Annotated in this window: 20 protein-coding genes; 2 read left to right on the plus strand and 18 right to left on the minus strand. The window is 71.1% G+C overall.

The window, feature by feature from the left end:
• Positions 1–15: 15 nt before the first annotated feature.
• The 14 genes from ACQVFL_RS24825 to glyA all read right to left on the minus strand — a co-directional run bounded on the left by ACQVFL_RS24825 (position 16) and on the right by glyA (position 12,036).
• Positions 16–822 (minus strand): SGNH/GDSL hydrolase family protein, encoded by an 807-nt coding sequence (locus tag ACQVFL_RS24825; protein ID WP_396690747.1) that lies wholly within the window; start codon positions 820–822, stop codon positions 16–18.
• Positions 823–1,070: 248 nt separating this feature from the next.
• Positions 1,071–1,529, minus strand: a complete 459-nt coding sequence (locus ACQVFL_RS24830; protein WP_350692419.1) for a DUF2550 domain-containing protein — start codon at positions 1,527–1,529, stop codon at positions 1,071–1,073.
• A 12-nt stretch (positions 1,530–1,541) separates the two neighbouring features.
• Positions 1,542–1,826 carry a F0F1 ATP synthase subunit epsilon gene (locus ACQVFL_RS24835; RefSeq protein ID WP_396690745.1) on the minus strand — a complete coding sequence of 95 codons (285 nt, stop codon included), beginning with the start codon at positions 1,824–1,826 and terminating at the stop codon, positions 1,542–1,544.
• A 90-nt stretch (positions 1,827–1,916) separates the two neighbouring features.
• Positions 1,917–3,071, minus strand: a complete 1,155-nt coding sequence (locus ACQVFL_RS24840; protein ID WP_396690743.1) for an LCP family protein — start codon at positions 3,069–3,071, stop codon at positions 1,917–1,919.
• A 219-nt stretch (positions 3,072–3,290) separates the two neighbouring features.
• Positions 3,291–4,727 (minus strand): F0F1 ATP synthase subunit beta, encoded by a 1,437-nt coding sequence (gene atpD, locus ACQVFL_RS24845; protein ID WP_396690741.1) that lies wholly within the window; start codon positions 4,725–4,727, stop codon positions 3,291–3,293.
• Entirely contained in the window at positions 4,727–5,665 is a 939-nt protein-coding gene (locus tag ACQVFL_RS24850; RefSeq protein WP_396690739.1) for a F0F1 ATP synthase subunit gamma, read from the minus strand. The genes atpD and ACQVFL_RS24850 overlap by 1 nt, the downstream gene beginning before the upstream one ends.
• Before the next feature lie 9 nt (positions 5,666–5,674).
• Positions 5,675–7,321, minus strand: coding sequence for a F0F1 ATP synthase subunit alpha (gene atpA / locus ACQVFL_RS24855; protein ID WP_396690737.1), 1,647 nt, complete (start codon positions 7,319–7,321; stop codon positions 5,675–5,677).
• Positions 7,322–7,413: 92 nt separating this feature from the next.
• On the minus strand, positions 7,414–8,235 hold the full coding sequence (locus tag ACQVFL_RS24860) for a F0F1 ATP synthase subunit delta (protein WP_396690736.1): 822 nt from the start codon (positions 8,233–8,235) through the stop codon (positions 7,414–7,416).
• Complete coding sequence (locus ACQVFL_RS24865) at positions 8,235–8,765, minus strand: F0F1 ATP synthase subunit B (RefSeq protein WP_396690735.1); 531 nt, start codon at positions 8,763–8,765, stop codon at positions 8,235–8,237. The genes ACQVFL_RS24860 and ACQVFL_RS24865 overlap by 1 nt, the downstream gene beginning before the upstream one ends.
• 29 nt (positions 8,766–8,794) lie before the next feature.
• Positions 8,795–9,019 (minus strand): ATP synthase F0 subunit C, encoded by a 225-nt coding sequence (atpE, locus tag ACQVFL_RS24870; RefSeq protein WP_117225978.1) that lies wholly within the window; start codon positions 9,017–9,019, stop codon positions 8,795–8,797.
• Positions 9,020–9,109: 90 nt separating this feature from the next.
• Entirely contained in the window at positions 9,110–9,889 is a 780-nt protein-coding gene (atpB, locus tag ACQVFL_RS24875; protein WP_396690733.1) for a F0F1 ATP synthase subunit A, read from the minus strand.
• A gap of 42 nt (positions 9,890–9,931) precedes the next feature.
• A complete protein-coding gene (locus tag ACQVFL_RS24880) occupies positions 9,932–10,153 on the minus strand; it encodes a hypothetical protein (protein ID WP_396690731.1) in 222 nt (73 codons plus the stop codon).
• 165 nt (positions 10,154–10,318) lie between these two features.
• Positions 10,319–10,753, minus strand: a complete 435-nt coding sequence (locus tag ACQVFL_RS24885) for a hypothetical protein (protein ID WP_396690730.1) — start codon at positions 10,751–10,753, stop codon at positions 10,319–10,321.
• Positions 10,750–12,036, minus strand: a complete 1,287-nt coding sequence (gene glyA / locus ACQVFL_RS24890) for a serine hydroxymethyltransferase (protein ID WP_431727714.1) — start codon at positions 12,034–12,036, stop codon at positions 10,750–10,752. The genes ACQVFL_RS24885 and glyA overlap by 4 nt, the downstream gene beginning before the upstream one ends.
• 35 nt (positions 12,037–12,071) lie before the next feature.
• Here glyA and ACQVFL_RS24895 point away from each other — a divergent pair, with 35 nt between their 5' ends.
• Positions 12,072–13,556: an SDR family oxidoreductase gene (locus ACQVFL_RS24895; RefSeq protein WP_431727715.1), complete on the plus strand. Its 1,485-nt coding sequence runs from the start codon at positions 12,072–12,074 to the stop codon at positions 13,554–13,556.
• A gap of 15 nt (positions 13,557–13,571) precedes the next feature.
• Here ACQVFL_RS24895 and ACQVFL_RS24900 read toward each other — a convergent pair whose 3' ends face one another.
• From ACQVFL_RS24900 to prmC, 4 genes are all read right to left on the minus strand, one after another.
• Positions 13,572–15,683, minus strand: a complete 2,112-nt coding sequence (locus tag ACQVFL_RS24900; RefSeq protein ID WP_396690723.1) for a transglycosylase domain-containing protein — start codon at positions 15,681–15,683, stop codon at positions 13,572–13,574.
• A 95-nt stretch (positions 15,684–15,778) separates the two neighbouring features.
• Positions 15,779–16,390, minus strand: a complete 612-nt coding sequence (locus tag ACQVFL_RS24905; protein ID WP_396690721.1) for a phosphotyrosine protein phosphatase — start codon at positions 16,388–16,390, stop codon at positions 15,779–15,781.
• Positions 16,391–17,035 carry an L-threonylcarbamoyladenylate synthase gene (locus tag ACQVFL_RS24910; RefSeq protein ID WP_396691012.1) on the minus strand — a complete coding sequence of 215 codons (645 nt, stop codon included), beginning with the start codon at positions 17,033–17,035 and terminating at the stop codon, positions 16,391–16,393.
• The gene (prmC, locus tag ACQVFL_RS24915) at positions 17,035–17,994 is read right to left on the minus strand and encodes a peptide chain release factor N(5)-glutamine methyltransferase (protein ID WP_396690719.1); all 960 of its coding nucleotides are present in this window, start codon (positions 17,992–17,994) and stop codon (positions 17,035–17,037) included. Before prmC ends, ACQVFL_RS24910 begins: the two co-directional genes overlap by 1 nt.
• Before the next feature lie 75 nt (positions 17,995–18,069).
• Here prmC and ACQVFL_RS24920 point away from each other — a divergent pair, with 75 nt between their 5' ends.
• Positions 18,070–19,620, plus strand: a complete 1,551-nt coding sequence (locus tag ACQVFL_RS24920; RefSeq protein ID WP_431727716.1) for a diguanylate cyclase domain-containing protein — start codon at positions 18,070–18,072, stop codon at positions 19,618–19,620.
• Positions 19,621–19,626 lie beyond the last annotated feature (6 nt).

Genomic DNA, 19,626 nt, shown 5'->3' on the forward strand with positions numbered 1-19,626 from the left:
GGGACGGGCTGCCGCTCAGCCGGCGACGTTACGGAAGACCGGGTAGTACCCGCCGGACTGGCCGGCCGCCGTCGGGTGGTAGGAGATGCCGATGTTGGCGAAGTTCAGCGCGTGCAGCCACTTCTCCCCGTAGCTGCACAGTTGGTGGCCGACGAACTGGGAGCGGACGTCGGCGAACGCGAAGCCGGCGGCCAGGGCGGCGGTGCGGATGATGTCGTTCACCAGGTTGATGCCCTCGTTGATCTTCGTTCGGGAGGTCGCGCTGAGTCCCGCGCAGATCGTGCCGAGTTGATAGAAGACCGGGTAGCCGGTGACCACCACCCGGGCCGACGGCGCCCGGCTCTTGATCCCGTCGTAGACGGCGCGGAGCAGCCTCGGCAGGTCGGCCCGCGCCTTGGCCTGTGCCGCGTCGACCGCGGCGACGCACTCCGTGGTGCCCTGGAGCACGCAGGTGGTCATGATGGTGCCGAACCCGACGTCGTTGCCGCCGACGGTCACGCTGACCAGCGTGGTCCGGCTGGCCAGGGCCGAGAGCTGGGTGTTGACCACGCTGGTGGTGGTGGCGCCCGAGCAGGCGACCGAGCGGTAGGACGCGGGGGCGACGCGGGCCGCGTAGAGCGCCGGGTAGGCGGCGGTGCTGCGCTGGCACGAGCCGCTCTCGGAGGTGTAGCTGCCGGCGCCCACTCCGGAGGCGTACGAGTCGCCGAGGGCCACGTAGTGGTCGCTCGGTGCCGCCTGGGCGGGGGCGGCGGTCAGGCTGAGGGTGGTGGCGAGGGCGACGACCATGCTCGTGGCAAGCGTCGCCAGACGGGTTCTCCGCACGTCGTACTCCGGGGGTAGCAGGGGGACGTTCGGAGATTGATATCACTGGATATCGATGATGGGAAGATCCCTAAGCGGTCGTACCGGGCACCGGGCCGAGATCTGGCACAGATGTGCCACCACCGCACGGGCACGGTGGTGGCACTGAAACGTCGGCGCGGAAACCGGTCAGACGGGCGGAGGCGACACACCGGGACACGGTCGGACCCGGCACGCACGGGGTGCGCGCCGACGATGCACGGGGTGGATCAGGCTGCGGGCCAGTCCTGCGACGAGGCCAGACGCGGCGAGGCCGCCCCCGGGGGGGCGGCCTCGAGCCAGGAGAGGAATCCGGTGACGGTGGATCGCGCCATGGCGATCTCGACCGGAGCATGTCCGCAGTTACACCGGAGAATGATCCAGTCCGACGGCATGGACATTCGTTCCTGCCCCTCGGGCAGCCGTCGTCGTTCCACGGTCAGGCCCTCGCGGGACAGCACCCGCTTGGGGCGTACGGCGAAACTCACCAGCCGGTACCAGCGGAGCTCGTCACCCGCGAAGCGGCCGAAGCCGGGCGCCCAACCACGGCCGTCGAGCATGGTGGAGGTCCGGACACTGAGCCGGATGATCCCTCCGCTGCGGGTGACCAGCGCCCGCCGGACGAAGAGGACCAGGATCGCGCCGAGGATCACGGCGACGCCGATTCCGATCCCTTCGACGATCTCCATCGGCGGGTCGGCTCAGTTGCCCTGGGCGGCGGAGGCCGGGGTCGCGGTCTCGGCGAGTACGGTCACGCCCCGCTCGTTCACCGAGAGGAAGCCACCGGCCACCTCGTAGACGACCTGCTCGCCGCCGGGCAGCTTGATGCGCACCTGGCCGGAGTCGGCGAGCTGGCCGAGCAGGGGCGCGTGCCCCGGCAGAACACCCAGCTCCCCCTCGGTGGTGCGGGCCATGACCATCTCGGCCTCGCCCGACCAGACCTTCTCCTCGACGGCCACGAGCTGGACCTTAAGGTGCTGTGCCACGCTGTCTCCTTGCTGAGGCGGCGGATTGGGGAAAGTCTAGTCGCGCCTCTGACCTGTGCTTCATGCGGGTGCCGGGAGCCACGCCCGCGATCAGCCCTTGTTGACGAACTTGGGGTGTTCGAGCAGGAACGGGTCGAGCAGTTCCCGCTCCAGTGCGACGAAGAAATCGTCCACCTCGGGCTCGAACCGTTCACCGAGGTACTTGCCGTTCTCCATGATCCCGCCACCCGGCAGCTTGATCATCTGGATGTTGCCGGGCCGGATGTCCTTGAGCGCGAGACCGAAGTCGATCACGCTGTGCCCACGGCCACTGAAGATCAGCGACTCGCCGGCCGCCCGCAGCACCCGGTCCAACTTCACCGGGTTGGTCACCACGTCGGCGCTGAGCGCCTGACCGGCCATCGCCTTGACGAACTGCTGCTGGTGCCGCTGCCGGCCGTAGTCGCCGTCCGGCACGCCGTTCTCCGGGTAGCGCTGGCGGACGTAGTCCAGCGCCTGCCACCCCTGGAGGTGCTGCTTGCCCTTCGGGTAGATCGCCTGCGGCCCGATGTAGCCCCCACCGCCGGGCCGACCCTCACGGTGCTTGCCGTCCGGCTGGCGGTGCCGGGAGCGGACCTCCCGCTCGATGTTCATCGTGACGCCGCCCATCGCGTCGACGATCTTCTGGAAGCCGGAGAAGTTGATGATCGCACCGGCGTCGAAGCGCTCGATCCCGGTGACCTTCTGCGCGGTGAGGGCGAGCAGCTCGAAGCCGCGTGCGGCGTCCGGCTTCCCGTCCGGCACCCGGCTGCCGAAGGACATCGCCGCGTTCAGCTTGGTGGTGCTGCCGTTGAAGTTCGCCTTGGAGAACGCGGGGATCTCGACGTAGAGGTCCCGGGGCAGGGAGAAGAGGTACGCCCGGTCCATCTCCTTCGGCACGTGCAGGATCATGATGGCGTCGCTCAGCGGCGGCCGGTCGTCACGGACCGGATCGATGCCGACCAGCAGGATGTTCAGCGGGCCCTCGATGTCGCTCTTGGCCTCGCCCGCCGCCTGGTCACCGAAGAGGTCGGCCTTGCCGATCGCCCCCTCGTAGCGGGCCATCAGCGCCTCGGCACCCACCAGCGACGTGCCGCTGACCATCATCAGCACCACACCGAAGATGGTGCAGAGCTTCGCCCACAGCGGTACGCCCTGCCAGATCGACTTCTTCTTGCCACCACGCGTGCCGCGCGTACCGCCCCTGCCGGCCTTACCCACAAGCATCTCCGTTCGTCGCGCCCCCGGGAGGGTACGGGTACGCGTAGCCGAAAGGTTTAAGTCGTTCGCCGCTCATCCGCGCCTGAGCTGCACTAGACGGTATCTCGGGCCCGGCGTGATCGCCGAGCACGCCGAACCGGGCAGCGAGGATGGTACGTCCCGCAGATGAACGAAAGGCCGTCCCGGGGTGAACCGGGACGGCCTTTCTTCGTTCGATCCGAAGGGTCAGCCCTTCATCAGCTCGGCGGCCTTCTTCTCCAGGTCGTCGAGCCCACCGCACATGAAGAACGCCTGCTCGGGGAAGTGGTCGTACTCGCCCTCGCTGATCTTCCGGAACGCCTCGATGGTCTCCTTGATCGGAACCGTCGAGCCCGGCACACCGGTGAACTGCTCCGCCGCGTAGGTGTTCTGCGACAGGAAGCGCTCGATCCGACGGGCCCGCTGGACCGTGATCTTGTCTTCCTCGGAGAGTTCCTCGATACCGAGGATGGCGATGATGTCCTGCAGGTCCTTGTAGCGCTGGAGGATCCGCTTGACCTCACTGGCCACCTGGAAGTGCTCCTGGCCGACGAACTCCGGGGCGAGGATCCGCGACGAGGACGCCAGCGGGTCGACCGCCGGGTAGATGCCCTTGTCGGAGATGGACCGCTCCAGGTTGGTGGTGGCGTCCAGGTGGGCGAAGGTGGTGGCCGGAGCGGGGTCGGTGTAGTCGTCCGCCGGCACGTAGATCGCCTGCATCGAGGTGATGGCCTGGCCCTTGACGGACGTGATCCGCTCCTGGAGCTCGCCCATCTCGTCGGCCAGGGTCGGCTGGTAACCCACCGCGCTGGGCATCCGGCCCAGCAGGGTGGAGACCTCGGAACCGGCCTGGGTGAAGCGGAAGATGTTGTCGATGAAGAGCAGCACCTCCTGCTTCTGCACGTCACGGAAGTACTCCGCCATGGTCAGCGCGGAGAGCGCGACGCGCAGCCGGGTGCCCGGCGGCTCGTCCATCTGGCCGTAGACCAGCGCGGTCTTGTCGATGACGCCGGACTCGGTCATCTCGTGGATGAGGTCGTTGCCCTCACGGGTCCGCTCACCCACACCGGCGAAGACGGAGGTACCACCGAAGTTCCGGGCGACCCGGGTGATCATCTCCTGGATGAGCACCGTCTTGCCCACGCCGGCACCGCCGAACAGGCCGATCTTGCCGCCCTTGACGTACGGGGCGAGCAGGTCGATGACCTTGATGCCGGTCTCCAGCATCTCGGTCTTGGGCTCCAGGTCCGCGAAGGCCGGGGCCTTGCGGTGGATGCCCCAGTGGTCGTCGGCGGCGATGGTCTCGCCCTCGGTGAGGTTGAGGCACTCGCCGATCGCGTTGAAGACGTGGCCCTTGACCGCGTCGCCGACCGGCACCCGGATCGGGAACGCGGTGTCGCGCACCTCGGCGCCGCGCACCAGGCCGTCGGTGGGCTGCATCGAGATCGCGCGGACCAGGTTGTCACCCAGGTGCTGGGCGACCTCCAGGGTCAGCGTCTTCTCTCCGCCGGAGAGGGTCACGTTGACGTGCAGCGCGTTGAACAGGTCCGGCATAGCGTCGCGCGGGAACTCGGCGTCGACGACCGGGCCGATGACCCGGACCACGCGACCCGTGGCCGTCTTGGTCTCTACTGGGGCAGTCATCACACTTCACTTCCCGACGCGGCCAGCGCGTTAGCGCCGCCGACGATCTCACTGATCTCCTGGGTGATCCCGGCCTGGCGGGCCGAGTTCATCTCACGCGTGTACTTGTCGATCATCTCTTCGGCGTTGTCGGTGGCGCTCTTCATCGCTCGCCGCCGGGCCGCCGACTCGCTCGCCGCCGACTCCAGCAACGCCGCGTAGATCCGCGTGTTGATGTACTTCGGCAGCAGCGCGTCGAGCAGCTCCTCCGGGTTCGGCTCGAACTCGTAGTCGGGCAGCAGCCCGGGGGCCGCCTCCGACCGAGGCCGCTCCTCCACCTGCAACGGACCGATGATCCGGGTGACCGGCGTCTGCGTCATCAGGGACTTGAACTCGGTGAAGACGATGTGCAACTCGTCCACCCCGAGCACCCCGTCCGCACCCGGACCGCCGTCGACGTCGTCCGCGCCGGCCGAGAACGCCTTCACCAGCGTCTCGCCCACCTCGCGGGCGTCGGCGAACGACGGCTGCTCGGAGAAGCCGGTCCAGCTCGCCTCGATCGGCCGGTTACGGAACCGGTAGAACGACACGCCCTTGCGACCGACGACGTAGAGCACCGGCTCCTTGCCGTCCTCGCGCAGCCGGGCGATCAGCGACTCCGCCGTCTTGATGGCGTTGGAGCTGTAACCGCCGGCCAGACCCCGGTCGGCGGTTACCAGCAGCACGCCCGCCCGCCGCACCCGCTCGCGCGGGGTCAGCAACGGGTGGTCGACCGACGCGTTGGACGCCAGCGCCGTGAGGACGCCGGTGATGGCCCGGGCGTACGGCAGGGACGCCTCCACCCGGGCCTGGGCCTTGGCGATCCGGCTCGTCGCCACGAGCTCCATCGCCTTGGTGATCTTCTTCATCCCCTTCGCCGAGCGGATCCGTTGACGAAGAACACGTACCTGCGCCGCCATGGCCCGGCCCTAACGCTTCTGGGCCGGGGCCCCGCCGCTGTAACGGGTGACCGTCTCTTGCTCGGCCTCGCCCTCCAGCGGCGCTGCCGGCGCCTCGTTGATCGTGCGCTCGTCGTCCCGGCCGAGGAAGCCCTGCTTGAACTCGGTGACGGCGGCGTCCAGCGTGGCGATGATCTCGTCATCCCACTTGTTGTCCGCGATCGCCAGCAGGGTGGCGTTGTGCTTGCGCCGCAGGTGCTCCAGGAACTGGGTCTCGAAGCGCCGCACGTCGCCGACCGGGATGTCGTCCAGCTTGCCCTCGGTGCCGGACCAGACCGAGATGACCTGCTCCTGCACCGGGTACGGCGAGTAGTTCGGCTGCTTGAGCAGCTCCACCAGGCGGGCACCGCGGTCGAGCTGGGCGCGGGAGGCCTTGTCCAGGTCGGAGGCGAAGGCGGCGAACGCCTCCAGCTCGCGGTACTGGGCCAGGTTCAGCCGCAGCGAACCGGAGACCTTCTTCATCGGCTTCACCTGCGCGGCGCCACCGACCCGGGACACCGAGGTACCGACGTTGATGGCCGGCCGGACGCCCTGGTTGAACAGGTCGGTCTCCAGGAAGATCTGGCCGTCGGTGATCGAGATGACGTTGGTCGGGATGAAGGCCGAGATGTCGTTGGCCTTCGTCTCGATGATCGGCAGACCGGTCATCGACCCGCCGCCCATCTCGTCGGAGAGCTTCGCGCACCGCTCCAGCAGCCGCGAGTGCAGGTAGAAGACGTCACCCGGGTACGCCTCACGGCCCGGCGGGCGACGCAGCAGCAGCGACACGGCCCGGTACGCCTCGGCCTGCTTGCTCAGGTCGTCGAAGACGATCAGGACGTGCTTGCCGCCGTACATCCAGTGCTGTCCGATGGACGAGCCGGTGTACGGGGCGAGGTACTTGAAGCCGGCCGGGTCGGACGCCGGGGAGGCGACGATGGTGGTGTACTCCATCGCGCCCGCCTCCTCCAACTGCCCCTTGATGGAGGCGATGGTGGAGGCCTTCTGGCCGATGGCGACGTAGATGCAGCGGACCTGCTTCGTCGGGTCGCCGGAGGCCCAGTTCTCGCGCTGGTTGAGGATGGCGTCCAGGGCGACCGTGGTCTTGCCGGTCTTCCGGTCACCGATGATGAGCTGCCGCTGGCCCCGACCGATCGGGGTCATCGCGTCGATGGCCTTGATGCCGGTCTGCATCGGCTCGAAGACGGACTGCCGGGCCATCACGTTCGGGGCCTGGAGCTCCAGCTCGCGGTAGCCTTCGTCGGCGATCTCGCCGAGGCCGTCGATCGGGGCGCCGAGCGCGTCGACCACGCGGCCCAGGAAGGCGTCACCGACCGGCACGGAGAGCACCCGGCCGGTGCGCTTGACCCGCTGGCCCTCCTCGAGGCCGGCGTAGTCGCCCAGGACGACGACACCGATCTCCCGGACGTCGAGGTTCAGCGCCACGCCGAGCGTGCCGTCCTCGAACTCGAGCAGCTCGTTGGTCATGGTCGAGGGCAGGCCCTCGACGTGGGCGATACCGTCGCCGGTGTCGGCGACGGTGCCGACCTCCTCACGGGAGACGTCGGGCGAATAGGAGGAGACGTAGCGCTCCAGGGCGCCGCGGATCTCCTCCGTCGAGATGGTCAGCTCGGCCATCCTCTGCTTCCTTAAGTATCAGGGGCCCGGGATACCTAGTACCGACCGGTCCTCGGGTCGACTGTTATTCCGGGCGCTTCGCGGGGTGCTGGTCAGCGCTTCGCGAGCGCGTTACGGGTCTCGTTGAGGCGGCGCAGGATCGTCCCGTCGTACAGGTCCGAACCCACCCGGACGCTCGCTCCGCCGAGGATCGTCGGGTCAACCGTAAGCTTCACGGCGACCGCCCGGCCGTAGATGGCCGAGAGCTGGTTGGTGAGCCGGCTCTCCTCGTCCGCGGACAGCGGCGCTGCGACCGTCACGTACGCGACCTGCCGGTCACGCCGCTCGGCCGCCAGCTCCACCAGCCGGGACAGCGCGGCGGAGAACGACCGACCGCCGAAGCCGGCCAGGGCCGCCTCCACCAGTCGCACCGTCACCGGCCGGGCCTTGCCCGTCAGGAGCATCCCGATCAGCTCGGCCCGCTGGGCCACCGGTGCCCCCGGGTCGGACAGGGCGTTGGAGAGCTGCGGGTCCGCCGCGACCACCTGGCCGAAGCGGAACAGCTCGTCCTCGACCTCACCGAGCTCGTCGGCGCGGTCCGCGCTGGCGAGCAGCGCCTGCACGCCGAGACGCTCGGCACCTTCGAGCAGCTCCGACGGGGCCGACCACCGGCCGGCGACCAGCACCCCGAGCAGGTCGAGCGCGTCCGCGCCGACCTTGCCGGAGAGCACCGAGTCGAGCAGGCCGCTCCGGTCCGCGCCCGGGCGGGCCGGGTCGGAGAGCGCCCGGCGCAGCCGGACCTCCCGCCGCAGCAGGTCCGCCACGGCGAGCAGTTCGGCACCGGTGGTGGCGAGAGCCGTCGAATCGGCGCCCCGGACGTACTCCTCCAGCCGCTGACTCGCGGCGGTGTAGGACTCCCGGCTGGCGGCCTGCATCAGCGGGCCCCCGCGCTCTCGAGGTCGGTGAGGAAGCGCTCGACGGTGCCCTTACGACGGGCCTCGTCGGCGAGCGACTCGCCCACGATCCGCCCGGCCAGCTCGACCGCGAGACCGCCGACCTCCGCGCGCAGCTCGCGCACGATGGTCTGACGCTCGACGGCCAGCGACTCCCGGCCGGCGGCGATGATCCGGTCGGACTCCTCCCGCGCCTTGGCGAGGATGTCGGTGCGGATCGACTCGGCGTCGGCACGGGCGTCGTCCCGGATCCGCGCCGCCTCGGTACGCACCTCGGCGAGCTGGGCCCGGTACTGCTCGAGCAGTTGGTTGGCCTCTGCCTGCGCCGCCTCGGCGCGCTTGAGACCGCCCTCGATCGCGTCGACCCGCGCCTGGTACATCGCCTCCATGCGCGGCATGACGAACTTCAGCAGCACGAAGCAGAGCAGGGCGAAGGCGATCGTCCCGATGACCAGCTCCTGCCACAGCGGCACGAGCGGGTGGTGCTCCACACCTTCGGCGGCGACAAACATTTCAGACCTCCGGGTCGGGAAGCGGACGGTCAGTTAACGGCGAAGGCGAGCACCAGGCCGAACAGGGCGAGCGCCTCGACCAGGGCGAAGCCCAGGACCAGCCAGGTCCGGTTGTAGCCGGCCGACTCGGGCTGACGCGCGCTGGAGTTGATGTACGCAACGAAGATCAGGGCCACGCCGATCGCGGGACCGACGGCGGCGAGGCCGTAACCGATCGTGTTGACGTTACCGCTGATCTCGGCAAGAACAGTCATTGCGGGTATTCCTCCTGTTTGACGCGTGAGGTTTCACGCGTACGCGGTCGTACCTGAAGCTTTGGCGGGCATCCCGCCGGTGGGATCGGATCAGTGTTCGGACGCGAGCGCCGATCCCATGTAGTTGGCGCTCAGCGTGACGAAGACGTATGCCTGCAACAGCGCGATCAGCACCTCGAAGAAGGCCATCACGATCGCCATGATGAAGGAGAAGATCGAGGTCGCCTGGATGAAGATGTTGTCCGAGGCGAGCAGTACGAAGCCACCGATGGTGAAGACCAGCAGGATCAGGTGACCGGCGAACATGTTGGCGAAGAGACGCACCGCCAGGGTGACCGGCCGGTTGATGAAGGTCTGCAGGAACTCGATCGGGATCAGCAGGATGTGCATCGGCCAGGGGATGCCCGGCAGGATCAGGCTCTGCTTGAGGTAGCCGCCGACCCCGTGCTTGCGCATACCGAGGTAGATGTACATCACGTAGGTGATCGCGGCGAGCACGATCGGGAAGGCGATGTGCGAGTTCGGCGAGATCTGCAACCCCGGGATGATGCCGAAGAGGTTGGTCAGCGCGACGTAGCAGAACAGCACCGTGAAATAGGGCGCGAATCGAACGCCCGCACTACCCATCTGTTCCTTGGCGATGTTGTCCCGGACCAGGCCGTAGATCGACTCCGCCACCCACTGACCCTTGCCCGGCACCAGCTTCGGGTTCCGGTAGGTGGTCATGAAGAAGATGATCAGCAGGCCGACGGCCAGCCAGATCATGAGAGTGAACTTGGTGACGAATGGGCCGGCCACTTCCGGCAGATAGAAGTCCTCGACCCCCGGGGGCCAGGGCAGCCCTTCAGCGGCGACAAGCTCTGCGCTCACCGTGTCATCCTCCGCACTCGACAGACCCGCGCGTGCCGAAACTCAGGCACCGAGCCTCTTCATGATCAGGTAGATCGCTCCGGCTGCGCCGAGCATCATGCCCACGCCGATCCCGATGCCGGTCGGCAGGCCGATGAATTCCCCCGCCAACCAGCCGAGGAATCCCCACACCAGGATGCCGGCGAGCAGGTAGCCAAGAACGGCTCCGGCAACGCCTTCCGACGAGTGCTCGTCGGAGCTTCCGCGGTGAGGGTTGTCGGCCATGACGAGGCGAACACTATCAGCCGGGTGTTTCGCGAGTGTGCGGCACCCCCCACACTGCGAGCAGCGTGCGGGCAATCGATGCGGCGCCTCAAGCCGCGCTCAGCTTACTCCTGCCCGGCCCGCCGGGAAGGGGGGCGAAACGCCGGGCGAACACCGGCCGTACGGTCAGTGACCCGCCGCCCGGTCGACCGTCGGCAGCGGAGCGCGCCAGGCCCAGGTGGTGTGCGCGACGATCCACACCAGCACGCCCGCGATGATCGCCACTCCCATGTCGGGTAGCCCGGGCCAGCCGGTCCGCGCCACGGCGGCCATCACCATGCCCAGGAAGACCATCTTGGTGGCGTAGGTGACCAGCCCGACCGGCATGATCATCTTCGGGCTGACCGCGTCCGCCCAGGCCACCGAGAGCCCGGAGACCAGATAGCTCACCACCACCAGCCCGATCCCGGCGGCCACCCCGGCCGCGCCGGTCGGGCCCCGCAGCAGCGCGGCGATCGGCACCCCGAGCACGGCCAGCCCGGCGCAGGCGAGCAGCGGCAGGCGCAGGTGCGGCAGGCGGGACCGGATGGCGCCGGGCTCCCCCGCGCGAGGCGCGGTCATCGGGGGTACGCCGGGAACTCGGCGACCAGCTCGGCCACGTCGGAGGCGACCCGGGCCAGCTCGTCGGTGCCGCCCGGGGCCGCCGGGTCGGTGCGTACCGCCCGGGCGATCAGCTCGGCGACCTGACGCATCTGCGGCTCGCCCAGGCCCTGCGTGGTGACGCTCGGGGTGCCGACCCGGATACCGGAGGCGACCATCGGCTTCTGCGGGTCGTACGGGATGGCGTTCTTGTTCAGCGTGATGGTCGCCGCGTCGCAGCGCGCCTCGGCCTGCGCCCCGGTCACCCCGGTCTCCCGCAGGTCGACCAGGGCCAGGTGGGTGTCGGTACCGCCGGAGACCGGCCGCATCCCCTCCGCCGCCAGCCCGTCGGCGAGCGCCTGCGCGTTGGCCACCACCTGCGCGGCGTACGTGCGGTACTCCGGCTGCGCCGCCTCGCGCAGCGCGACGGCCTTGGCCGCCACCGCGTGCATCAACGGCCCGCCCTGGGTGAACGGGAAGACCGCCTTGTCGATCCGCTCGGCCAACGACTCGCGGCAGAGGATGATCCCGCCGCGTGGACCGCGCAGCACCTTGTGCGTGGTCGCGCAGACCACGTCGGCGTACGGCACCGGGGAGGGGATGGCCTGCCCGGCGACCAGCCCGATGAAGTGCGCGGCGTCCACCATCAGGTACGCGCCCACCTCGTCGGCGATCTCCCGGAACCGGGCGAAGTCGATCAGCCTCGGGTACGCCGTCGCACCACAGATGATCATCTTTGGTCGGTGGGTCCGGGCCAGGTCACGGACCTCGTCGTAGTCGATCAGCTCGGTGTCCCGCCGCACGGTGTAGCCGACCGTGTCGAACCACTTGCCGGAGAAGTTCACCCGGCTGCCGTGGGTCAGGTGCCCGCCGTGCGGCAACTCCATCGCCAGCACCGTGTCGCCCGGCTGCACCAGCGCGGCGTACGCCGCCAGGTTGGCGCTCGCGCCCGAGTGCGGCTGGAGGTTGGCGTGGTCGGCGCCGAACAGCTCCCGGGCCCGGGCGATCCCCAACTCCTCGGCCCGGTCCACCTGGGCGCACCCGCCGTAGTAGCGGCGACCGGGGTAACCCTCGGCGTACTTGTTGGTCAGGGTCGAGCCGAGCGCGGCCAGCACCGCCGGCGAGGTGAGGTTCTCGCTGGCGATCAGTTGCAGACCGCCCCGCAGCCGGTCCAGCTCGCCGAGCACCACCTCCGCGATCTCGGGGTCGGTGGTGCTGAGCTGCTCGAAGTCGGGCCCCCAGAAGGTGCCCTTACCGGTCTCCACAGCGCCCGAGTCTATTCGCCCGCACACTGGAGGCCGTGAGATGCCTGGTGACCGGTGCGACGGGGTACATCGGCGGGCGGCTGGCACCACGCCTGCTGGCCGAGGGACACACGGTGCGCTGCCTGGCCCGGCGGGCCGGACGGCTGCGGGACGTGCCGTGGGCCGGGCAGGTCGAGATCGTCGAGGGTGACCTGAGCCGGCCGGAGAGCCTGGCCGGCGTCTTCGACGACGTCGACGTCGCGTACTACCTGGTGCACTCGCTCGGGCAGGCCGGCTTCGCCGACGCCGACCGGCAGGCCGCGTCGGCCTTCGCGGAGGCGGCGCACGCGGCGGGCGTACGCCGGATCGTCTATCTCGGCGGCCCGGAGCCGGCAGCCGGCGACGCGTCCTCGGCACACCTGCGCTCCCGCGCCGAGGTGGGCCGGATCCTGCTGGACAGCGGCGTGCCCACGGTGGTGCTGCGCGCGGCGGTGATCATCGGCTCCGGCTCGGCCTCGTTCGAGATGCTGCGCTACCTGACCGAACGGCTGCCGGTGATGGTCACCCCGCGCTGGGTGGCCAACCGGGTGCAGCCGATCGCCGTCCGGGACGTGCTGCGCTACCTGGTCGGCTGCGTGGGCCTGCCGCCGGAGGTGAACCGGGCCTTCGACATCGCCGGTCCGGACGTGCTGACCTTCGGCGACATGATGCAGCGGTACGCCCGGGTCGCCGGGCTGGGTCGCCGGGTCCTGCTGCCGGTGCGCGCGCTGACGCCCCGGCTCTCCTCGCACTGGGTCGGGCTGATCACTCCGGTGCCGAACGCGCTCGCCCGCCCGCTGGTGGAGAGCCTGGTGCACGAGGCGGTGGCGCACGAGCACGACATCGCGGCGTACCTGCCGGACCCGCCCGAGGGGTTGACCGGCTTCGACCGGGCGGTCGAGTTGGCGCTGGCCAAGGTCCGCGACGCCGAGGTGGAGACCCGCTGGTCGTCGGCGGCGGGCCGGGACGCCCCGGCCGAGCCGCTGCCCAGCGACCCGGACTGGAGCGGTGGCACCGTCTACACCGACGTCCGGGAGCAGCCGGTGGCGGCCTCGCCGGAGGCGCTGTGGCGGGTCATCGAGGGGGTCGGCGGCCAGCACGGCTGGTACTCGTTCCCGCTGGCCTGGTCGGTGCGCGGCTGGCTGGACCGGCTGGTGGGCGGCGTCGGGCTGCGCCGGGGCCGGCGGCATCCGCACCGACTGCGGGTGGGCGAGGCGCTGGACTTCTGGCGGGTGGAGGAGATCGTCCCCGGTGAGCTGCTGCGCCTGCGGGCCGAGATGCGGCTGCCCGGTCGGGCCTGGCTGGAGATGCAGGTACGGCGAGACGACGACGGCCAGGTCCGGTACCGCCAGCGGGCGGTGTTCCTGCCCCGAGGGCTCGGCGGACACGCCTACTGGGCGGCGGTGGCGCCGTTCCACGCGGTGGTCTTCGGCGGGATGGCCCGCAACATCGCCGCCGACGCCGGGCGGATCGCCGTCGAGGCACCAACGGCCCCACGCTGATCAGGGCGGGACCGCTCAGTCGCCACTGCGGCCGGTGGTGTATCGCCACGCGGTCGTCTCGCTGGGCGGCACGAAGTCGCGGGACGGCACGTCGCGCAGCGCGAAGGCGAGGATCTCCCCCACCCCCTCCACCAACCGGCTCTGCACCGCCCGGCCGACCGCGTCCTGCGGGTCGTCCGGGTTGGCCGCCATCGCCGCCGCCGCGAGCTGCGGGGTGAAGGCCACCACGGTCTCCGTGGCGTACCGCTCGGAGCTGCCCGTCTTGCCGGCCACCGGCCGACCGAGCTGACCGCGCAGGGCGGGCGCGGTGCCGCCGTAGCAGCCCTGGTACATCGACTGGTCCCCGACCGGGCAGCGGGCGGCGTCCGCCGCCGCGCGGGCCACGTCGACGTCGAGCACCTGACGGCAGTCCGGCTGACCGGCGGTCACCCGACGACCGGTGCCGTCGACGATCGAGGTGACCGGGGTGGGCGCGCACCACGTCCCCTCCGCCGCCAGCGTGGCGTACGCCCCGGCCAGGTCCAGTGGGGTGGTGGCGGCCACCCCGAGGGTGAACGGTCCCCACTCGCGCGCGCCGTGCCGGGCCAACCGGATGTCGTCCTCGGCCCGCAGCACGATGCCGAGCCGCTCGGCCATCTCCACCACCCGGTCCGCGCCGACCCGTTCGGTCAGCCAGACGAAGTACGTGTTGACCGACTCGCCGAACGCCGACCACATGTCGTGCTCGCCGCGCATCGAGGCGCTGGCGTTCGACGGACACCAGTACCCGCCGCAGTTCGTCTCGCCGCTGATCCGGTAGCCGGTGACGATGCGCGACGGGGCGTCGTACACGGTCCGCAGCGGCATCCCGGCCTCCAACGCGGCCAGCATGGTGAACAGCTTGAACGTCGAACCGCCCTGGTACCCGACGATCGTGCCGCCACCGGCGACGAGCTGGTTGACCGTGTTCGGGTAGTTGGTCTGCCCGGGCGGGTTGGCCGCGACGCTGTAGTTGCGGTTGACCGACATGGCGAGCACCCGACCGGTGCCGGGTTCCACCACCGCCGTCGGCATGGCGTGCGGCTCGTTTACCGAGTAGACCCGCCGGACCTGCTCGGTGGTGGCCCGCTGCACGCTCGGGTCGAGCGAGGTGACGATGGTGAAGCCGCCCCGGCGCAGGGTGCGCTGCCGCTCGTCGACCGTGCCACCGAACGCCTTCTGCTCGTTCCACCAGCGGGTGAACCAGTCGCAGAAGAAACCCCAGTCGTTGTGCCCCGAGGGCACCGCCGTGCAGTCGTTCGGCGTCTCGCTGGGCCGCAGGTTCAACGGTTCGCTCCGGGCCGCGTCCGCCGCCTCGGCGGTGAGCTGACCGGTGCCGACCAGTTGGTCCAGCACGTACCCCCGGCGGGCGGTGGCCGCGTCCGCGTCGCCGTTGATCGGGTCGTCGGTGTGCGGGGACCGGACCAGCCCGGCCAGCATCGCCGCCTGGGCCAGCGTGAGCCGGTCCGGCGTGGTGGAGAAGTAGCGCTTGCTGGCGGCGGCGACGCCGTACGCCCCGGCACCGAAGTACGCGATGTTGAGGTACCGGGCCAGGATCTGGTCCTTGGTAAGCTCCCGCTCCAGCGCCAGCGCGTACCGGATCTCCTGGATCTTGCGGGCGGTGCTGACCTCGGTGGCCGCCGCCCGTTGCGACTCGGTCAACCGGGGGTCGGTGCTCAACACGTTGCGGACGTACTGCATGGTCAGCGTGGAGGCGCCCTGCCGGGTGCCGCCGGAGCCCTGGTTGGCGGCGAAGGCCCGCGCCACACCCCGCAGGTCGACGCCGCTGTGCTCGTGGAACCGGACGTCCTCGGCGGCGATGATGGCCTGGCGCATCACCGGGGCCACCTCGTCCAGCGGCACGTCCACCCGGTCCTCCTGATAGAAGGAGGTGATCAGGGTGGTGCCGTCCTTGGCGTACAGGTTGGAGCGCTGGGCCGTGGGTGGTGTCCGCAGCGTGTTGGGCAACTCCGTGTACGGCGCGGCCATCGCCGAGAAACCGATTCCGAACACCAGCGCGGCCGGCAGCGCCGCCACCGCCAGGGCCAGCCCGGCCAACGTGCCGGCCAGCAGGACGGTGAACACTTTCGGCAGGAACGCCCGGGTCATCAGCTCTCCCCGCAGGAGCCGTCAGGACCCTCCCAGAATGGCGCTAACCACCCTTTGCGCCCCGCTTTTCCTCAAACCCGGAGGAAGTTCACCGATCAGGGCAACAGGATCGCCGCGAGCGGGTGGATCGTCTCCTCGATCTCGTCCGCCACCCGGCTGAAGCACTGGTCGCCGCGCCCCCACGGGTCGTCGAGGTCGTCGCTGGGCAGCAGGGACGCGCCCTGGCGAGCGGTGTTCGCGGCCACCACCACCGCCACGCCCCGGGCGAACACCGCGTCCGGAGTGGCCTCGGCCGAGGGCAGCCCGTCGCGGTCCAGCGCGGTCAGCAGCCGACCGAACTCGCCGAGCACGAAGGTGCGCGAGGCGGCGTCGGGACGCAACGCGACCACGTACTCCTGCTGGTCGGCGGTGGCGGTCAGGACCAGGTCCGCGGCGTCGATGTGGTCGGAGCGCAGCTTCCGCGCGGCGAAGCCGGTCACGGTGCCGCCCCGGGTGGTCACCTGGCGCGCCGCCGGCGGGTTCATCTCCTCACCGGCGTGCCAGCCGCCGGTGCCCGCGCTGTGGCTGTGCAGCAGCTCCTCGGCCCGGCCGGGGTCGAGGTCGTGCCGGGCCAGCCGCTGGCCCACCGCGAGGGTGAGCAGCCGCTCCGCCATCGGCGAGCGGCAGATGTTCCCCATGCAGACGTGCAGGACGGTGAACGGAGGCATTCACGCCACCTGGCTCTCGACCAGCTCCGGCACCACGTCGCGCAGCCGGGCCAGGTCGATGGCGCCCTCGCGGACCACCATCGGCACCTCACCGGTCAGGTCCACGATCGTGCTGGGCACCGGATCGACGGCCGGACCGGCCTCCAGGTACGCCCGCACCGAGTACGCCAGTTGCTCCCGCGCCTCGTCGGCGGTCTGCGCCGCCGGACGGCCGATCTTGTTGGCCGAGGCGACCGCCATCGGCCCGGTCTCCCGCAGCACCTCCAACGCCACCGGGTGCAACGGCATCCGGACCGCCACCACCCCGCTGTCGTCGCCCAGATCCCACCGCAGGCTCGCCGAGTGCTTCACCAGGATGGTCAGCGCCCCCGGCCAGAACGCCTCCACCAGATCGCGGGCGGCCTGCGGCAGCGTGTAGACCAGACCGTCGAGGGTGTGCCGGGAGCCGATCAGTACCGGCGGCGACGCCTGCGTCCCGCCCTTGGCGTCCACCAGCGCCTTCACCGCGTACGGCGTGAAGGCGTCGGCACCGACCCCGTACACGGTGTCGGTCGGCAGGACGACCAGTTCGCCGTTGCGCACCGCCTCGATGGCCGCAGCGATGCCGCGGTCCCGGTCGGCGAGGGACCGGCAGTCGTAGAGCATCACGAGGAGCCAGTCTGCCACGTGTCGGCCGTCGCGGGTCGCCGGTGGTCCGGGCGACGGAACGCGGTGGCGAAACGGGACCGGTCGGCGAGGTCGTGGTGGGCGGTGATCGCGGTGTAGCGACCGTCGGCGGCGAGCAGGTCGGGCACCGACGCGCCGTGGGTGTCGTCGTGCTCCACGCCGACGGCGCCACCGGCGCGCAGCAGGTCCGCCGCCCGCCGCAGCACCGGACGGATCACGGTCAGGCCGTCGTCGCCGCCGAACACCGCCTCGGCCGGGTCGTGCCCGGCCACCTCGGGCGGTACGGCCACCGCGAGCGGCACGTAGGGCGGGTTGCAGAGCAGGACGTCCACCCGACCGACCAACTCCGCCAGCAGATCCGGTGCGGTCACGTCGGCCGCCACCACCTCGATCGGCCGGTCCCCCGCCGCCGCCCGGGTCGCCGCGTTGCGACGCAGCCAGGTCAGCGCGGCGGGTGAGCGCTCCACCGCCACCACCCGGGCCGCCGGCACCTCCTGCGCCACCGACAACGCGATCGCCCCCGATCCGCTGCACAGGTCCACCACCACCGGCGTCGTCCCGTCGGCCGCCCGCTCGGCGGCCCGCTCGACGCCCCAGCCGGCGAGCAGTTCGGTCTCCGGGCGGGGTACGAAGACGCCCGGCCCGACGGCCAGCTCCAGATGCCGGAAGCCGGCGCTTCCGGTGAGGTGTTGCAGTGGCTCCCGCCGGGAACGGCGGGTCACCAACGCCTCGAAGCGGTCCCGTTGCTCGGCGGTGAAACCGTCGGCGAGCGCCAGCCGTCCCCGGGGCACCGCCAGCACGTACGCGGCCAGAAGCTCGGCCTCGGCGCGGGCCGAGGGCACCCCGGCGTCGGCCAGGGCACGGGCGGCGCGGGCCAGCACGACGGCGGGGCGCTCGCGTCTCGTCCCTTCGGACGGGTGTTGCGGCACGGAGGTCACGCCATAATCATGAGTCGTCGCGGTGCACGTGCATAAGCGGGTGCATCCGGCGACACACCGACGGGAGGTCGAGGGGTGGGCTGGCTCGACCGGGTCGACGACCAGGTTGACGCCCTGACGAAGGCGCGGGCGTTGCAGGAGGTCAGCCGCTCGAACGAGGCGTACGCGATCCTGGACCGGGTGCTGTGCACCAGCGCCGACCCCCGGGCCCGTGCCGACGCGCTCGTCCAGCGGCTCTCCGCGTTGATCAATCTCGGTCGCACGGCGGAGTACACCCGGGCGATCGAGGAGGCGTCCGCGGCCGTACGCGACCTCGCCGAGCCGTACCTGCACGGTCATCTCAACGCGCTGGCCGCGCTGGCCGCCCACCACCAGGGCGCGCTGGACCGCTGCGTGACGCACCTGGTGAAGGCCGCCCGGGCGCTGGGCGCGGTCGACGACCCGGACCGGGACACCGCCTGGGGTTGGCACGACCTGGCGATGGCCTACTCCTACCTCAGCTTCCACGGCTACGCGCTCGGCGCGATCGAACGGGCCCGCCAGCTCGGCAGCACCGCCGGCATCCCGGAGGAGACCTTCGCCGCCCCCGGGATCCGGCTGCGCAACGCGGTCGCCCTGGACCACACCGGCGACAGCGACGGGTGCCTGCGGGTCCTGCGGGACGTCGCCACCGACCTCGACCGGTTCGTCACCGCCGGTCGCGCCGACCGGCTGCGGCCGAGCAGCCTGGCCGCGTACGGCTACGCGGCGGCCCGTCGCGCCGCCCTCGGGGACGAGATCGACTCACCGGTCGGCGCCGACCCGGCCCGTCTGCTCGGCCACGGTGCGGACAGCGCCCGCGCCCGCGACATGCGCCAGCTCGGCCAGGCCTGCCTGGCCGTGGCCGCCGGCCGACCGATCGAGGCGGTCACCCGGCTGGACGCCGTCCAGGTCTCCGCCGAGACGCTCGGCGCGGCCGAACCGGCACGCCTACGCAGCATCGCGCTGGCCCGCGCCGGTGACCACGCGGCGGCGCACCGCGCCGACCGGCTGGCCTTCCGGCTCGCCGCGCAACGGCACGACCGGCTCCGCGACGTCTACATCGACGGCATCGCCGCCCGGATCGACCACGAGGAGATGCGCCGCGAGGCCGCCCGGTTCGAGGGCGAGGCGCTGACCGACCCGCTGACCGGGCTGCCGAACCGGCGTCGACTGGAGCGGTACATCGCCGCGGTGGTCGCCCGGGGCGAGCGCGTGGTGATCGGCGTCTGCGACCTGGACGGCTTCAAGGCGGTCAACACCCGGCACGGCCACCACTCGGGCGACCTGGTGCTCCAGCGGGTCGCCGGGGTGATCAACCGGGTGATGCGCCGGGGCGACTTCGTGGCCCGCTACGGCGGCGACGAGTTCGTGGTGGTGCTGGCCGGCGCCGGGATGTCCGAGGCCGCCGAGGTGGCGCGACGGATCGACGCCGCGATCCGCACCGAGGACTGGGAGTCGCTGGTGCCCGGCACGCCGGTCGGCGTCAGCATCGGCTTCGCCGAGGTGGGCGCCGCCGGGCCCGGGCAACGGGACGCGCTCGGCGCCGCCTTCGAGGCCGCCGACCGGGAGATGTTGCAGGCCAAGACCCGGCCGCGTAGCGCCTGAGCGCCC

This window comes from Verrucosispora sp. TAA-831 (genome assembly GCF_050780145.1).
Taxonomy (GTDB): domain Bacteria; phylum Actinomycetota; class Actinomycetes; order Mycobacteriales; family Micromonosporaceae; genus Micromonospora.